Raw genomic sequence first — 15,832 nt, forward strand, 5'->3', positions numbered from 1 at the left:
TTACCCCCGCTGCATCATTGCGTCGTATACAGCGCGGTTCGATGCGCTAATTCCTGCTGAAGCCGATACCTTTTTCGCCAGTTCCGGCTTCGGCAGATAAAGCCCTTCTTCAATCTTCACCATGTTTGCAGGAAGAACAATCCAGTCAAAATTCGCTGTCCATCCCCTGTCATTCTCACCCGCTAAAAACGTGCTTTGGTGAACCAGAGAAAAATAGTTTTCCCACCATGCCAGATTTTTGCGGTCTAAACCAGAGTTCCATAAAGATTTTAGTCGAACTTTCCGCTGTGCCGTCACCTCCCTGCATTTAGGGAGCTTCGTGCAAATACGATTATATGCCTGTTGGATTTGAGCATACGGACACGGGGTGCGCCTCTGAGTATTTTTTACTGTATTTTTATCGTCGGCGGGCAAGGAAGAATGTGCCGGCATCCCTGCCACAGGGATGCCTTCCTGATAACACTGCACATGTTCTAAATCCCGACACCCGTCATCTGCCTTTGCAGTTCCGCTCTCCATTTCTTCTTCTGTTCCCTGCTCTCTGTTTCCTGTTTTCTGATTAGGCAAAGCAGCCGCAAGCTCTTCAGCAAAGGTGACGGTGAAGGCTTCCTGAAATCCCCTTGTCATGGTTGCCACCAACTCCTTTACTCCCAGCAAAATAACGGTTCGCAACGGACTTTCCGGCAACTGGCAATAGCCGTAATGCCAGCTTTTTACGACATTGGGGCTTTCCGGAAGGTTATGCTTTAAAAAATTCGGGAACCAGAACAGCAACTTCCGGTCATATTCAACAATGCCTTGCCGCAACACCTCCTCAAAGGCTTTCGTGAACGCTTCCAGCTCCATTCCAAGTTCACAGGCCAGACCGGGAACCGTGGCACGCAACGCCCCCAGCTGGGTCAAATCCTGATGCGTAAGCATAAAAAACAGCACCAGTTTTGCCTGATGTGACAGAGCTAAAAACTTTGCGTCGTTCCAAATGCATACAGAAATCTTGCGATATCGTTTCTTTCCCATACGCAGCACATCCTCGCTACTTAGCTACAAAAAGTTTCATCTAAGCAGCAAGAATACCTCATCGATAGCCTTTCAGTAAGGCGTGCTACGTACCGCTGGAACCATTGCATGACCCTTCCCACGTCGTAAATGGACAGCCCCACGCACCCAGCAAAGGAAATTTTGTTTCTTCTCAATCTAATATTGAACTTTTGCCCATGAATCATTAAGGTCTCACGCGAGGTGAACATGCTAAATAGATTTTTATTACTGCTCAGCAACTATGTATTGTCATTTACTCTGTTTGTAACCTTTCTCTTTCTTTTAAGTACGTCTCAGTACATTCAGTAACGGGGTCTCACATCCCGACTATTTTTTTGTGAATAAGCACCGTCTCCTCTGCTCAATTGCGGACACGGTGCTCTGTTCTTGCGTGCATAAAAAAAATCCGCTTCTACACATGTAGAAGCGGATTTTCTCTTACAAACAACCAGCACGCTAACCGGCTAACAATTCATCTTAAAAGTGTAAACGAACACCGCAGACTGTTTCCAAAACTTCTGTAAGCGGTAATACTTTATACATAGGCAACGTTACGTTCGATGCAACCGTAGTAACGTCAATTGCCCGTTCTTCTTTCTCTTTCCTTCCAGTTCCCTGCAGGTACACATTTCCACTGGCATCCTGAACAACAGATTTCAGCGTAAACTTAACAGCCTCCGGCTTCTCACGCTTCTTTGTATAGGAAAAATCCATAGGGAATCCTTCGTCCGTTTCCCACAAAACCGTCTCCTGCGCCTCTCTATCACGAGCATTCGGATACTTTTTCCGCTTACGGGGAGCAACCGTCACATCCTGCACTTGCCCCGCACGCTTTTCTGTTATCTCAGCAATCAATTCTCTGTAGTTACGAGCAATGCTCCTACGCCACCAACTGTTGAAAACTAACGCAACAACCACAACTACCGCGATAATCCAGTACATGTAACGCTCCTGCATAAAAGAGAAATAATAAATTTAAGCAACAACAGTAAATAACTTCAATAAAATAGCAAACAACACGCACTAGCACTGCAAGTTATCATTCACTTACGAATATATGAGTCTATATATAATACAGCGTCTCATTAAAGACTAAATGTGACTATTGAACTTTCAACAATAGGAGATACACTATGACAGGCCAATGGACACAATTTAGACCATGTACAAATGGTGAGTGCTCTAAGCTCCAGCAAGTGCTGGGAGTTGGCGTTCAATATCAGCCACTCTCTGTGGCAACACAGCTTGTAAACGGTACAAATTACTGCTTCTACTGCAATGGAACAGTAACTTCACCGGATAGCCCCGCAAAGCCGTACAAAATCTATGCTTTCCAACCGCAAGGTTCACAGAAATTCGATCCTAACCAAGTTCAGATCGAAGAGCTACCTCTCAAACCTTAGCGTTGTTCTGAGCCCCCGATTGGGGGCTCACTTTTGTAACAAGTCTTTTTTACGATTCTTGTCTCCGACGGGCAGGGGAAATGATTCCCCCTGCACCCCCCATTAGGGCTTACGAAAGGTTTCACGAAAAATAGACGACTCCACTTCGACAAAGCCGGACACCGCATCAAAGCCTACAACACTCATCACATATCGCCAGTCGAGAGGGGCTCCCTCTCGCGGGGTGGAGGGGCAGCGCCCCCCTCGCCGAAGGCAACCTTGTGCTAACAATAAAAAAAGGGAGCCGAAGCTCCCTTTTTTTACATCTTTATGGGTTCTACCCATTCTCGTTTTTGTAAATCATAAAGACCGTACTGAATAGACGAACTGGACGCAGCTTGCTGCCCTACTTTTAGCAACCCGTTATCTTTAAGGGTAAACAAGGTGTACTTGCATGGCAGAATAGTTTTACCAGCAAAATCCAGCACCCCTACACCATGATCATCTGTAACCACGTATCCGAAGGTGTCTACATAAAGGCTGCAATATCTTGGCGGCACAACAACGGTACCGTCACCTAACAAGACTCCGCCTTCTTTTTGCTTATTCCAGACGATGTAGGCATCTTTCACACCATAACTGTTAATGCTGTATGCCTTCGTATAGGTGTTTGAAGGATCGCGATGTGCAGGATTAAGCGTCCGTAACATTGAATACAGCCTGATGATCTCTGCCAGTCCTCCACTTCGGGGCTGAACGCATCTGCTATGGGCGTTTGCAGAAGCGGTCCCTGCCGATGCGATCAGGTGTACAGAATTCTTAGGCATATCGGATTCGACAGAAAGACCGGAACCAATCTCTGTTTCCGATTTTACAGAAGCATGGCTGTGATTTTTCATATCACAATTACACGCTTTAACAGGCGGAACAAAACTCTCTGGCCGTTGCTTCGTAGCACACGGAATACCTGAAACAGAGGCGCGCCCTACAATATGCAAACCGGAAAAGGCCTGATACTGATGGTAAACAGCCACAAGCTCATTACGTTTATGATCGTAATAAATAACACCGTCCGGCTCTCGAAAAAGAATATCTTCCGGTGAACGAACTGTTGAAACAAGAAAGCGCTCCCATTGAACAGCTTCCTTCTCTTCAGGCACAACTGCTACCACAGCTTCGCCATAATCAATATCGTATAGGGAAACGCCCATCGCACCACAGTTTGCGTTGAGTCCGTCAAAGGTTATTCCTGCGGCTGTGTTTGCAAACGGGATCACTGTACTGCCAAGAGGCAACTTAATCGCAAAATCTTTTAAAGAATGAATTGCCCCCGGAAAACGCTGAATACCTAAATTGGCAACTTTACTACGCAGACGGGCAAGGCGTGCCAAGTCGCCTGCATGCTGTTTTTGCAGTGAAGAAACAAACCGTTCAGAAAGACCACACTCTTCTTGTAGAGTGTCACTTGCATGCACATATGATGCTGCTATCAGTAGCATTGCCACGCAAATAGGAGTTTTTTTCAATACAGTAGTCAAAGTAAAATGCACTATTGAACACCTTTTTTTATCATTCTATAACGATGTAAAAGCATCCCCCCTGAGCATTGTGTGTAATTATTGTTACATTTCGCAAAATAACTACACATAACGATGCTACCTTTTGTCCCCGCACAAAAAATAGTACACACCCAACAACAAGAATATCCACAGCAAGTCAAGAAAAAACTAGATACAGCCATGGGATATACTATATCTGTCACACGAAACGCACCTTCACTTTGGTTTATAAATGGAATGAACAAACAGAAATAGTAGGACAAAAAAAAGAGCCGTTCCACAACAGCTCTTTTGATAAATTATGCATGGCCAGTATAATCAAGCTGGTCAGAAGCAGGAGCACCTCCATTCCCAGATGAAAAAACAGTCTTTCGGGGCAATCGTTGCAGCTCTATTATGCGGGCTTCGAATTCGTGCAGATTAGGTACAGTGTAGCCAGCCTCTTCAATGCGGCGTGCGCTTTCGTATGCCTTAATACCAAGTCCCAACCCGGCGGCAATAACATTAATAGTTTCTTGTGCGCTCATTATAATTCCTTTACTAAAAATAGAACAACTTATATCAAAGGCGTAGTTTCAATATAAGCAAACAACTATCGATGAGCACTAGCTATCACATCACTATAGGTATTGCCATGTGTATACAACTGTATCCGCATAAAAGATAACTATCTTTGAATACCGTGAGGATCACCTTCCTGCTTCTGAGCAAGAAAATTAAACCCTTTACGCATAGAAGAAAGGTACACCTCAACCGAAACTTCTTTATGCCCGCATTGTTTGCAGACACGCTGCCTGACAATACAATTATCATCAGAAACATTTGAGCGCGGAACATGCGTTTTTGCTCCGCAAACAGGACATAACAACATCCTTACTCTCCTATAGTATATAAACTCTTACTTCATGCGTACACACAAAGCTTTTTGCATCATACATTACATAATGCCACAAAATCATACCATGTAATGTAAAGTAACCTTAGTACAATTCTTCTCTCTAAATATATTTGAATTACAAAATGATAACTCTACACTTACCCTATTCATATATAATTAATAAAAAATATTTATTGCTTTTTTGAAAGCATTGATCATAACACCTTCACAGCATGTCAATTGCAAAATAATAAATGAAACTTTAAAGTAATTTTTTGATTTTAAAAGACTAAGAACTGCATAAATGCAATTAATGAAGTTTTTTGATTGAATTCAACAATGTTTTTTTATTTATTTAATTTATTTTACATAGCAATAGATTATTAAAGCATTTTGACACTACTCTTTACAGTGTGATATCACCTTTTTTACCAAAAAGAATATTTAAAAACAGCACAAACACTTTATTACACAGTTTATGCATTTATGATGCGTCAACACAACAAAAAAAGTCAAGCCCAATGCTCAGACAACAGAATACAAAAAGAACAACTGCAAAAAGCACAGGAAAATATGACCCTGAAAACGCACAGGCATGGGCCGTCATTATGGCCAAGATCCTCACTCTACGTGCGCAGGGAAAAACCATGCAGGAAATCGGCAACCTTTTCGGTGTCGGTAGAGACACAGTCTCACGTTGGATCAGTAAAGAATTCGGCGGGGAAAAGACTACATTCGGAGACATGCTCCGGTATGCAAAAGCATTGGAGATTCCATTCGAAAAACTGCTGACATCTCCTTCCGTTCCTCCTGTCGTATCAAGCTACAATAGAACCGTAGGAACTCTGCTCAAAAACTTTGCAAAGGACAGTGATCTATCCGTACCGGAAATTTCACTTGCTTCAAACATTCCTGCCCATGAAATAACGTCAATTTTTTCAGGTGATCATGCAGCCACTCCAGAACAACTCTACGGCATATGCTCTGCTATAGAAGTTAATGCAGGGATTGTATTAAAACAGGCAGCACGGTTAGCTCACTCCTAAAAATTGTGTACTTATCTACACAGTAACTTACTGCCAACATACAAATTCCCGCCAACGTCACACTTCGCACACCCTGCCTTTGACAGTCCTTTACGCCGAATGTTGGACTAACACAACAAACAGCGAATTATTATCTCAATAGAAATTTCATAACATCGACAGCAAGTTTCATCTGTACAAGCACCGCACTCTTTACGTACTATCAAACTGAGCCTTCTTCCTTTGGCTCTTTACAGTGAACGTAATCACCACACGGAGAAATACATATGCTGACGACATTTCCCTGCTCCAACTGTGAATCTACCGTTTCATTTACCTCTAAGAATATCGAAAACTATGCCGTGCACAGCGTACTCTGCCCGCACTGCGAGTCCCTCAACAGCAACAGCATCGTCGACGAACTAGCAAACAGCGTCGGCAACCGCTACCGCCGAAAGTTTCCGAACGACCTTGAAAACAGACACATCCTGATCCGAAGCGAACCCATTGAGGATGTAAACAATGCACGGGCGTACACATTCACCTGTTCAGAATGTAATTCGCAAGTCCACTTCAGCCCGATTCGCATACAAAGTAGAATTGAACACACCGTAACCTGCCCTAAATGCTCTACGCGCAACACAAACGATGCCGTCGACCAAAAAGGCGAAGACATGTGCAGTAATTTTGTTGTGGTTAACACTGAAGGAAAACTTGTTCCGCAAACATAACCGACACACAGAATAACAAACCAATATACTTTCACTTTTTTATGCGTTAGGCAGAAAAAGAACGAGTTTTTTGTAACACATGTCAAGCGAGTGGTGTTATGCAATACTATAATGAAAATGCCGTGGAATATGCTGAAAAGACTTTGCCGATAAGCATGACTGAGCAGTACGAAAAATTTTTGCGTACCCTGCCTCAAAACGGCTTTATTCTGGATGCGGGATGCGGCTCAGGTAGAGATGCCCTGTACTTCTTAAAGAACGGGTATAAAGTGGACGCCTTTGACGGATCTGACGAAATGGCTCGTCTTGCCGGCCAACTCACCGGACTGAATGTCAAATGCTTACGCTTTCAGGAGTACACTCCACGCCCTATCTATGATGGCATCTGGGCAAATGCATCACTGCTGCATGTCCCGCATGAAGAACTTCATGATGTGCTGGCAGCCTTTCGAAAATCCCTGAAACCTTGCGGCACGCTGTATTGCTCATTCAAATACGGCAAAGAAGATTCCGTGGACGCTCATGGAAGGTGCTTTACAAACAAAACATGCGAAGCACTCGATAAGGATCTTGCAGCAGCAGGATTTACCGCACGACGTTCAATAGCATTACAAAAAAGTACTACACCGGAAGGCGCACCTCAGGACTGGGTCGGAGCACTTGCGATAGCCCCTGACTAATAGACCTCATAGAAAACAGTACCCCCATCAATATTTCCAACAAGACTGATAAGGTAATTTGAGCCAGCTATTCCGGCTCTCATCATGCATAAAAAAAGCCCCTGCACGCCACTGCAGGGGCTTTTTCATATTGAAACGCATGTCGCCTATAGTCCCACTATTATTACGATTTATTTCTATTCGTCCTAGATCAAGTCTCTAGAATTTTTGTAGCCGCGTACATGATTTTTGGTACTATACACCTTTTATATTTCAACATGTTAGCCAAATACGCTACGTTATTGTGCATAAAACAGCACATAATTCCTATACATATTTTCACGTAGAAGCGTACGCCTTATTACCTGCCCTAAGTGCATAATTTCCAACAGATGATAATTCCATATTTCAGAGGATGTGCATTTATCTCTTGTTTTATAAAAAGTTTTCAACAACGAGAAAGCGTTTTGTTTTGCACAGTGATTCTTTCACTACTGCAATACAACTTTGTTGATCGATTAATACTTGCTCAATACAGTATATATTGAATGCAGTATTTTTTCTTTAGCCTATATATAAACGCAATTTTCTAAAAACTCACTCTCTAAAGAGTACGACAAGGATTAGCCCCCATGTCGCTTTGGTACGGTGAGTATTTTTTGAAACTCTCGGTATAAAATTTTGAACGGCTTTTAGTTTAGAGTCTTTGTGAATTCAAGAAGGAATTATCATGAAACGTATTATTACTCTTGCACTTGCTTTGTGCATGGTATTCGGCGCAGCGCTCAACGCTTCTGCTGCTGAAATCAAAGCTTCCGGTAACATGTGGGTAGGCTACGACTACCTTAACGTTGACAACGACGGTAAAAAAACCGACTTCAAACAGCGTTTCCGTACTCAGATCGACATCATCGCATCTGAAGCTCTCTCCGGTACCGTATTCTTCGAAATTAACAACACTTGGGGCCATAACGGCAACAAAATCGGTAACGGCTCCGGTGGTGACCTCGGCGCTGACGGTGTAAACATTCAGACCCGTCGTGCTTACCTCGACTTCCTCGTACCTAACACTGCTATTAAAGTACGTGCTGGTATCCAGGGCTTCGCACTTCCAGGTGCTATCGCTGGTAACGTAGTACTCAACGACGACCTCGGTGCTATCGTTGCTTCTACCTCTTACTCCAACTTCGACTTCACTGCATTCTACGGCCGTCCTTACGACCAGCATGACGCAGACGGTTACGACAAACCAGAATCTTCTGTTGACGTTTACGGTCTCGTAGTTGCTGCTAACTTCGACACCATCACTATTTCCCCATACGCTATGTGGGCTGCAACCGGTGAAAACGCTACAACATTCTCTGATAAAGATAATGACGGTGTTAACGACAAATTCAACCGTGACACACAGTGGTACGGTGTTGCTGTAGAAGCAACTCCTATCGCAAACCTCGTTCTTTCCTTCGACGGCGTTTACGGTAAATCTTCCGGTAAAGACGGCGGCTTCCTCGTTGCAGGTAAAGCAGCTTACACCACTGAATACTGCGTACCTGCAATTAAAGCTTGGTACGGTTCCGGTAACGACAGCGATGGCGAAGGCCGTATGACTGTTCTCGACAACGGCGGCGACTACGCTGTAACCACTCTCGTTGGTGAAGGTGCAGTAGGCCCTATGTCTGACGCAGTATTCGGTAACGCACTTGGCAAATGGGGTATCGCACTCGAAGCTGATGAAATCTCCTTCATCAACAAAGTGTCCCACATTGCTCGCGTAGCTTACATCCGCGGTACTAACGACGACTCCAACAACGATCTCAGCATCGAAAACTGGAGCGAAGACGACAGCGCTGTTGAAATCGACTTCGTTACTACTTACAGCATGTACGACAACCTCGATCTCGTTGCAGACCTCGCTTACGCTTTCACTGACTTCGACAGCGAAAACGCTAACTCAAGCGTAGACAACGTATTCAAAGCTGGTATCCTCGCCGTTTACAGCTTCTAATTAAACCTACTCAGAAACTAAAAGCCTAATGAAAGGGGGTGCTGGAAACAGCATCCCCCTTTTTTTTTGCCTTCGGCGAGGAGGGCTCTGCCCCTCCACCCCGCGAGAGGGAGCCCCTCTCGACTGGCGATATGCGAAGTGAAAAAAGTCGTTGATGTAGGTTTTGGCTTCATCGAAGGACAGCGGCTGTTTTTCGTAAAACTTTTCGTAAGCCCTAACGGGGGGTGCAGGGGGAATCATTTCCCCTGCCCGTCGGAGACAAAAAACTCAAAAAAACTCTTACACAAATTGCTCACGGGGTGGAGGGGCAGCGCTCCCCTCGCCGAAGGCAACAGAACACAAAAAAAAGACTCCGGATTCGGAGTCTTTCTTATATGCTATTTCTTTTTAAACAGGTGCAGATACTCGCCGTAGCCATCCTTCTTCATATCTTCCATAGGAATAAACCGGAGCGCTGCGGAGTTAATGCAGTAACGCAGATGACTTGGCGGCGGGCCGTCAGTAAACCGATCACCAAGATGCGAGTCAGAAGTTTTGCTCCGCACCTCGTAGGCTTCACCAAAGAAAGAGAACTTTTTATGCAGAGTCAGGTACTTCGAATCGATAGGCTTTGTGAATGCAGGCCAGCCAGAACCGGAATCATATTGATCTGTTGTGCTGAACAGCGGTGCTCCTGAAAGCAAATCAACATAAATACCATTACGAGAATAAAACTTGTAGTACGGATTCTTAAACGGTGTTTCCGTACCGTCTTCCTGTGTTACTTTGTATTGTAAGGGAGTTAACAGCTTCCGCACCTCTGCATCTGAAGGCTTTTTATATGTATCCCACGGCGCAGCATTTGCCACAGCAGCACCGGAAGCAAAACAAAACATTGTACATACAGTTAACAAACACGTTATCATTCTGTTCTTTTTCATTTTTCCTCCAATACTTGTTACGAAACACTATAGTCTTTTCACCAATAATGCGTTCCGGTACTCGTATTCTTGATTACCGCCGTTATAACGCATTCTGGAATTGGACTCATAGTATTTATTCCACGAGTGTCCACTCACCTTAACTCTTTGCAAACCTCCCCTCTTCTATGATCCGCCCGCCTTTAATCGATATTTTTGACTTTTAAATAAGTCTGACTATATCTCTCAACAAATAGTAACGCAGAATAAATACAGCTGTATTGAAAAGACATGGTCAATCTTGTACAGACACCATGATTTGTAACTTTTAATGGGGTGGGAAATGAACCGATTCTCATTTGTATTACTTCTGTCGGTAATATTGATGTCCGGCTGCGCAACAATGCAGCAACAGGACCAAAGTGCGTTACTCAAGCCGTACTATCTGGGTGACACTGCGACAGCCTCCTCTGTTCTTGAAACTGACTATGACCGTGCCCTGCCATTCTTGCTCGATGCGAGCATGGTTCGCTTCAGTCAGGGTAACTTTCAAGAAGCGTACACTCTGCTCAATGAATCTGAAGCAGAGGTCAAAAATGATGAGACTGAAAGCGATGTTTACGCTGCATCCAAGGTTCTCGGAGAAGTTCTCTTTAACAGGGAACTCATGAACTATAAGCCGCGTTCAAGCGACACGGTTCTTATCAACATGTACAAAGGTGTTTCTCTGCTCGCGCTTAATGATAACGATGGAGCACGCGTAGAGTTCAACCGTACGCTGGATCGCCAGCGCCGCGCGGTTGAAAAGTACAAAGAAGAAATTAAAGAGCTGCGTGAAGAAGCCAAGGAGCAAAAGGCAAAACAGCGAAAAGAAGTTGCCCAGCGTAAGAAGGCAAAAGATAAAACGCCTGTTCTTGACCTTTTGCGCATTCAGAGTGTTGCAAAAGAATCCGTGTACCAAAGTATGCCGGAGGTAAACCACTGGACAGGGTACGGTAATTTTGTAAACCCGTATGCAACCTATCTTTCCGGTTTATACTTTTGCACAAACGGCGAAATGAAAAGCGATTACAACAAGTGTAATACCATGTTGAAGCGTGTGAAGGGGATGGTTCCGAAAAACTCATACCTTCAGCTGGACACCGCCATGTCCAGAGACTTTGCTCGCGGAAGAAAAACCAGCAAGTATCGTAAACCTACCGTCTGGGTCATTTTTGAAAATGGCCTCGCACCGGAGGTTGATGAATTACGTCTGGATATTCCACTCTTCCTTGCTGGAGAACGTGCCGGAGTTTCCATGGTTTCTTTTGCAATGCCCCGTCTGAAAACCCGCGATGAAGCACTGCGCTACATTCAGGTAAAATCCGGCTCTAAGAAATACACCTCTAAAGAGCTCTGTAACTTTGACAGGGTAATGCAGGCGGAATACAAAGCACATCTGACATCAACAATCACCAAAGCTGTTGCTTCCACTGCTACTAAAACATTTGTTCAATACCTTGCGCAGCGCAGTGGCGGACAGCTTGCAGGTATCGCAACCGGTCTCTTTACCTCTGTAATGACGCAGGCAGACACACGCTCTTGGCTTTCCCTGCCGAAAAACGTGCAGATGATGCGAGTACCGAAACCGAAAAATAACACACTGAATATTCAGGCTCCAAACGGCGCAGTACTGGCGACAGTAGCGCTTCCGGACACCAAATATTCTATTGTTCATGTCCGTATGCCACAGGCAGGCAGCCTGCCGTATGTACAGACTATTCCACTTGGCAAATAGCTCTTACAGCTTACTATATTCATTCATTTTTTTACGACGGAGCACACACAATGAAAAAATTATTACTTCTGATGGTTATCGCTCTTATTGCCCTCACCTCCGGTTGTGGCAAACGCAACGAAGCAACCATGATTGATCCATACAACGACACCAACCCACGCATTATGGGCCTCGGCTACAGAGACTTCGAACAGGCTGCAAACACAGCTGTTAATGAAATGCTTGCATCCGGTGCTGTTTCCAAGCCGGGTGGCGGTCGCTACGTCATGGTTGTTTCCCGTGTTATCAACGACACCATGCAGAACATCGACACAGACCAGCTTGTTAAAAAAATCCGCGTTCAGCTTCTGCGTAGCGGTAAAGTTGTAACAACTACTGCTATCGGCGTTGACGGTGCAGAAGATCCAATGGTTGCAGCAGCTCGCAAGCTCAGAAAATCTAAAGAAGTAAACCAGAAAACTGTGGCTCGCAAAGGCCAGATTATTGCTCCTGATTTAAGCCTTTCCGGCAAAATCATTCAGCGTAACCACCGTATCGATTCTGATACAGATCAGATCGAATACTTCTTTATGCTCACTCTTACCGACATCAACACCGGTCTTGCATTCTGGGAAGGCGAAACTCCGATCATCAAACGCGGTGATTCCGGAACTGTCTCTTGGTAGACACCTTCTAGCACCGGATACACAGATCTATTTACACGGATGAAAAGCTCTGCGCAGTGCCTGAAATGGCACATCACACGGTGTACATAACGCACTGTTGCTCCATTTTTCCGCGCTGTGCGGAGCTGTTCATTCGGGCTGATTCTTCAGCCCTTTTCTTTACTGTATTTCCTCTTCCGGAGAACTACATGCAGAAACACATTTCACGTTCTGTTCAGTGCTGCATTACAGCACTCGTCACCCTGCTCTTTCTGCCTGCACTGTCCTTTGCTTCAGGCACACAAAGTCTTGAGGCTCCGGCACCAGCCACAGAGCAGCAAGCTATTGCTATTGAAGAAGCCATTGCTGATGCAGCTGTACCGCAGGTGGTCGACCCGCGTGCTGAACTTGATGAACTTATTGCTATCTATAACGAAAGCGGCAAGGGTGCGGCTTTTCAACGCAGACACGACAATCGCCAATTGTTTTACACAGTAAGCAGAGCCCGCGTAAAAGTTGCCGCCGACCATCCGGACTGGGCTAACTTCCGCGTTATGGCATTTGAGGAAGCCCTCCTCAAAGCACAGGCAGAATACATGAAATTCCTTGGCGTAACCGTACGTGCAAAAGCACTGCAAAGCGTTAAAGAAGATCCGACCATGCCGGAATTCACTCGTGATGACCTTGGCAATACAAACAGATTTGAAGAGATTCTGGATAAAGCTGTTACCGTTCTCGGTGCAAAGCTGGACTCCATGCTTGATGAAAACGACATTGATCCTGAAAAATTCAAAGCTCTTCCTAAAGAAAAGAAAAAAGACCTGCTCCGCAATGCCATTGAAAAACGCACGCTCACAACAGCCAGTGCAGAGCTTTCAGGCATGATTCCGGTGCAGACCTTTGAAGCAAACAATGCAGAAGGCCGTCATGAAGTTGCCGTTGCAGTTGTTGCTTCCCCTAAATTCAAAAGCTGGGTTTCCTCAATCATAACCAACAAAGGAAACCTGAAAGCGAACCCGCGTAAAGCCGGCGGCGCAACTGTGCGTCAGATCATCGGTAAAAATCCTGCTGCGTTATTCCAGCAATTCGGTATCCGTCGTATCTACAACGAAAAAGGTTATCCGGTTCTCGTGTCATACGGTCAGGCCGGCAACTCATACACCGGAAACGACTACGACGAACGCGCTGAAGGCCGCGAAATGGCACTCCGTCATGCGGATGCACAGGCATACGCAAACTTCGCTTTCCTCTTCAAATCCCACGGGATGTTCAATCAGGAAGAAGGCCGCAAGACTATTGAAAAGACTATCGGCAAAATCCAGCAGGAAGCAGACGGCAGTACCTTCAGCAGCAAGGAACGCTCTAAAGAATTTGTGAGCACCCTTAACGAAACCATCAGTGCAAAAGGTCACGTCAGCAACCTTCCGGGCGTACGCAAGCTCACCACATGGGTATACAAACACCCTGAATACAATCAGGAGATAGTCGGCGTTATCTACACTTGGTCTCCACAGTCCAACAGACTTGCGCGCGAACTGAAACGGGCAACCCGAACAAACAAACCCGCAACTGCTCAGAAAACTCAAAAACGAACTTCTACCAACGCAGTTATGGGTCAGGAGATGATGGATGTTGACGATTTTTAACACCCCGCCGCGCAAGCTTGTTTTGCGCACGCTGATTATTGCCTGCTTAATGCTGCTCATTTTCTCCATTGAGAGCCACGCAAAGGTGGTTACTGCCACCGCAACGGGCAGTGCAGCATCACGTCAGGCAGCTATCGAAGATGCACTCATTCAGGCAGTCCGCCAGATTAAGGGAGTCAGCCTCGACTCTGCGACTATGTCTGTTCGTTCCGGAAAAACTGTCAGCAAAAACGGCAATCGCTCTGCCAACTTCAAGGCAGAAAATGCATCCGTAACCGGTATGAAAAGCTCCGGCGTGATTGCAGGGTACGATATTATTGATGAACACAAGGCGAACGGCTTATGGAACGTTACGCTTGATGCACAAGTCAACGTTTACGAAACTCCGGGGCTGTCACCAAACAGCCGCCGCAAGCTCGCCATTGTAGGCTTCAAAGCCTCCTCCACCAACCGCAAACGGGGCGTGCCGACAGTCTTCCGCCAAAAGCTTACAGACCGTTTAGTACAGAGCCGCCGTTTCACTGTTTTGGATAGAGAAAACGAAGCACTCTACAAACAGGAAAAAGCCAACTGGAAAAGCGGTGATTTTGCAGTTGAAGAACAGGCAAAGCTTGGAATGCGCCTTGGAGCAGATTACCTTGTGACAGGCAAAATCCTTTCCTACGTAACAACCAGCTCCCGTCAGGACATCAAAGTCACCGGCGAAAGCTACTACGTAGAACGCATTGCCGCGCAGGTTTCCTACAAAGTAATTGTGCCTGCTACCATGCAGGTTAAGTGGTCTTCCACTGTTACTGTAGATAAAACCTACGAGCGAGACACACAGACTTCCAGAGGCGCACTGTCTGCACGGTTGTCAGAGATGATTTCACAAAAAATCAGCACTGAGCTGTTACAGGCAATTTACCCGATCAAAGTCATCAAGGTGACAGGTAACCATGTTTTCTTAAACATGGGCGGTGTAAACCTCAAAGTTGGTCAGTGCTACAGTGTGTATCACCTTGGCGAACGGCTTATTGATCCGTACACCAAGGAATCTCTCGGACGTACTGAGACCAAAGTTGCTACCATCAAAGTGACCGAGGTAAAAACCAAATATGCCGTAGCAACCGTTCAACACAGATCCGGCGCGATCTCAAAAGGCAACATATGCCGCCCAGCTGCACGGGTTTACAGTGGTAAGCACGTAAAGCCGGTACAGCGCAAAAAATCCACCGTGGATTTCTCAAAAAGTGGCGGCGTGAAGCTTCCATTTGATTAAAACAATGACTCGCTAAAAAGGGTGGAGCAAACGCTCCACCCTTTTTTATTTTGTTTACTGTTTTTTTAAGAGCTCTTTGTTTTTTGAATTCTTTTTGCCTTCGGCGAGGGGGGCGCTGCCCCTCCACCCCGCGAGAGGGAGCCCCTCTCGACTGGCAATAGGCGAAGTGAAAAAAGTCGTTGATGCAGATTTTGGCTTCATCGAAGGACGGCGGCTGTTTTTCGTAAAACCTTCCGTAAGCCCTCACGGGAGGTGCAGGGGGAATCATTTCCCCTGCCCGTCGGAGACAAAAAAATCAAAAAACGCTTACACAAATTGCCTTCGGCGAG

The 15,832-nt window shown here is 45.5% G+C and carries 15 protein-coding genes; 9 read left to right on the top strand and 6 right to left on the bottom strand.

Annotated elements, in window-relative coordinates; all coding sequences use genetic code 11:
* Together QZY95_RS08415 and QZY95_RS08420 are read right to left on the bottom strand one after the other, a co-directional pair.
* Nucleotides 1-1,017 (bottom strand): hypothetical protein, encoded by a 1,017-nt coding sequence (locus QZY95_RS08415; protein ID WP_290922106.1) that lies wholly within the window; start codon nt 1,015-1,017, stop codon nt 1-3.
* 498 nt (nt 1,018-1,515) lie between these two features.
* On the bottom strand, nt 1,516-1,980 hold the full coding sequence (locus QZY95_RS08420; protein ID WP_290922109.1) for a hypothetical protein: 465 nt from the start codon (nt 1,978-1,980) through the stop codon (nt 1,516-1,518).
* Nucleotides 1,981-2,171: 191 nt separating this feature from the next.
* Between QZY95_RS08420 and QZY95_RS08425 the strand changes: the two genes are divergently transcribed.
* Nucleotides 2,172-2,441 (top strand): hypothetical protein, encoded by a 270-nt coding sequence (locus tag QZY95_RS08425; RefSeq protein ID WP_290922112.1) that lies wholly within the window; start codon nt 2,172-2,174, stop codon nt 2,439-2,441.
* Nucleotides 2,442-2,740: 299 nt separating this feature from the next.
* Here the strand turns inward: QZY95_RS08425 and QZY95_RS08430 are convergent, their stop codons facing one another.
* The 3 genes from QZY95_RS08430 to QZY95_RS08440 form a co-directional block, all read right to left on the bottom strand.
* Nucleotides 2,741-3,895 carry a hypothetical protein gene (locus QZY95_RS08430; RefSeq protein WP_290922117.1) on the bottom strand — a complete coding sequence of 385 codons (1,155 nt, stop codon included), beginning with the start codon at nt 3,893-3,895 and terminating at the stop codon, nt 2,741-2,743.
* 383 nt (nt 3,896-4,278) lie between these two features.
* Nucleotides 4,279-4,506 (bottom strand): hypothetical protein, encoded by a 228-nt coding sequence (locus QZY95_RS08435; protein ID WP_290922120.1) that lies wholly within the window; start codon nt 4,504-4,506, stop codon nt 4,279-4,281.
* A 140-nt stretch (nt 4,507-4,646) separates the two neighbouring features.
* Nucleotides 4,647-4,850, bottom strand: coding sequence for a hypothetical protein (locus QZY95_RS08440; protein WP_290922123.1), 204 nt, complete (start codon nt 4,848-4,850; stop codon nt 4,647-4,649).
* A 527-nt stretch (nt 4,851-5,377) separates the two neighbouring features.
* Between QZY95_RS08440 and QZY95_RS08445 the strand changes: the two genes are divergently transcribed.
* The 4 genes from QZY95_RS08445 (at nt 5,378) to QZY95_RS08460 (ending at nt 9,276) form a co-directional block, all read left to right on the top strand.
* Entirely contained in the window at nt 5,378-5,902 is a 525-nt protein-coding gene (locus QZY95_RS08445) for a helix-turn-helix domain-containing protein (protein WP_290922126.1), read from the top strand.
* 266 nt (nt 5,903-6,168) lie between these two features.
* Nucleotides 6,169-6,612 carry a hypothetical protein gene (locus QZY95_RS08450; RefSeq protein WP_290922129.1) on the top strand — a complete coding sequence of 148 codons (444 nt, stop codon included), beginning with the start codon at nt 6,169-6,171 and terminating at the stop codon, nt 6,610-6,612.
* A 98-nt stretch (nt 6,613-6,710) separates the two neighbouring features.
* On the top strand, nt 6,711-7,292 hold the full coding sequence (locus QZY95_RS08455; RefSeq protein ID WP_290922132.1) for a class I SAM-dependent methyltransferase: 582 nt from the start codon (nt 6,711-6,713) through the stop codon (nt 7,290-7,292).
* Nucleotides 7,293-8,001: 709 nt separating this feature from the next.
* Complete coding sequence (locus QZY95_RS08460; RefSeq protein WP_290922135.1) at nt 8,002-9,276, top strand: outer membrane homotrimeric porin; 1,275 nt, start codon at nt 8,002-8,004, stop codon at nt 9,274-9,276.
* A gap of 377 nt (nt 9,277-9,653) precedes the next feature.
* On the opposite strand, the gene msrB is transcribed toward QZY95_RS08460, so the two are convergent.
* Nucleotides 9,654-10,196 carry a peptide-methionine (R)-S-oxide reductase MsrB gene (gene msrB / locus QZY95_RS08465; protein WP_290922139.1) on the bottom strand — a complete coding sequence of 181 codons (543 nt, stop codon included), beginning with the start codon at nt 10,194-10,196 and terminating at the stop codon, nt 9,654-9,656.
* A 322-nt stretch (nt 10,197-10,518) separates the two neighbouring features.
* Here msrB and QZY95_RS08470 point away from each other — a divergent pair, with 322 nt between their 5' ends.
* From QZY95_RS08470 to QZY95_RS08485, 4 genes are all read left to right on the top strand, one after another.
* Nucleotides 10,519-11,952, top strand: a complete 1,434-nt coding sequence (locus QZY95_RS08470; RefSeq protein ID WP_290922141.1) for a hypothetical protein — start codon at nt 10,519-10,521, stop codon at nt 11,950-11,952.
* Nucleotides 11,953-12,002: 50 nt separating this feature from the next.
* Nucleotides 12,003-12,617 carry a penicillin-binding protein activator LpoB gene (lpoB, locus tag QZY95_RS08475; protein ID WP_290922144.1) on the top strand — a complete coding sequence of 205 codons (615 nt, stop codon included), beginning with the start codon at nt 12,003-12,005 and terminating at the stop codon, nt 12,615-12,617.
* A gap of 188 nt (nt 12,618-12,805) precedes the next feature.
* Entirely contained in the window at nt 12,806-14,242 is a 1,437-nt protein-coding gene (locus tag QZY95_RS08480) for a DUF6844 domain-containing protein (protein ID WP_290922146.1), read from the top strand.
* Nucleotides 14,226-15,503: a CsgG/HfaB family protein gene (locus QZY95_RS08485; RefSeq protein ID WP_290922149.1), complete on the top strand. Its 1,278-nt coding sequence runs from the start codon at nt 14,226-14,228 to the stop codon at nt 15,501-15,503. The genes QZY95_RS08480 and QZY95_RS08485 overlap by 17 nt, the downstream gene beginning before the upstream one ends.
* Nucleotides 15,504-15,832 lie beyond the last annotated feature (329 nt).

This window comes from Halodesulfovibrio sp. (assembly GCF_015482765.1).
Taxonomy (GTDB): Bacteria; Desulfobacterota; Desulfovibrionia; order Desulfovibrionales; family Desulfovibrionaceae; genus Halodesulfovibrio.

Coding starts and splice junctions, on each gene's coding strand:
- lpoB (WP_290922144.1), top strand. CDS start 12,003: ATGAAAAAATTATTACTTCTGATGGTTATCGCTCTTATTGCCCTCACC.
- QZY95_RS08445 (WP_290922126.1), top strand. CDS start 5,378: ATGCTCAGACAACAGAATACAAAAAGAACAACTGCAAAAAGCACAGGA.
- QZY95_RS08420 (WP_290922109.1), bottom strand. CDS start 1,980: ATGTACTGGATTATCGCGGTAGTTGTGGTTGTTGCGTTAGTTTTCAAC.
- QZY95_RS08440 (WP_290922123.1), bottom strand. CDS start 4,850: ATGTTGTTATGTCCTGTTTGCGGAGCAAAAACGCATGTTCCGCGCTCA.
- QZY95_RS08450 (WP_290922129.1), top strand. CDS start 6,169: ATGCTGACGACATTTCCCTGCTCCAACTGTGAATCTACCGTTTCATTT.
- msrB (WP_290922139.1), bottom strand. CDS start 10,196: ATGAAAAAGAACAGAATGATAACGTGTTTGTTAACTGTATGTACAATG.
- QZY95_RS08480 (WP_290922146.1), top strand. CDS start 12,806: ATGCAGAAACACATTTCACGTTCTGTTCAGTGCTGCATTACAGCACTC.
- QZY95_RS08435 (WP_290922120.1), bottom strand. CDS start 4,506: ATGAGCGCACAAGAAACTATTAATGTTATTGCCGCCGGGTTGGGACTT.
- QZY95_RS08455 (WP_290922132.1), top strand. CDS start 6,711: ATGCAATACTATAATGAAAATGCCGTGGAATATGCTGAAAAGACTTTG.
- QZY95_RS08425 (WP_290922112.1), top strand. CDS start 2,172: ATGACAGGCCAATGGACACAATTTAGACCATGTACAAATGGTGAGTGC.
- QZY95_RS08485 (WP_290922149.1), top strand. CDS start 14,226: ATGTTGACGATTTTTAACACCCCGCCGCGCAAGCTTGTTTTGCGCACG.
- QZY95_RS08470 (WP_290922141.1), top strand. CDS start 10,519: ATGAACCGATTCTCATTTGTATTACTTCTGTCGGTAATATTGATGTCC.
- QZY95_RS08460 (WP_290922135.1), top strand. CDS start 8,002: ATGAAACGTATTATTACTCTTGCACTTGCTTTGTGCATGGTATTCGGC.
- QZY95_RS08415 (WP_290922106.1), bottom strand. CDS start 1,017: ATGGGAAAGAAACGATATCGCAAGATTTCTGTATGCATTTGGAACGAC.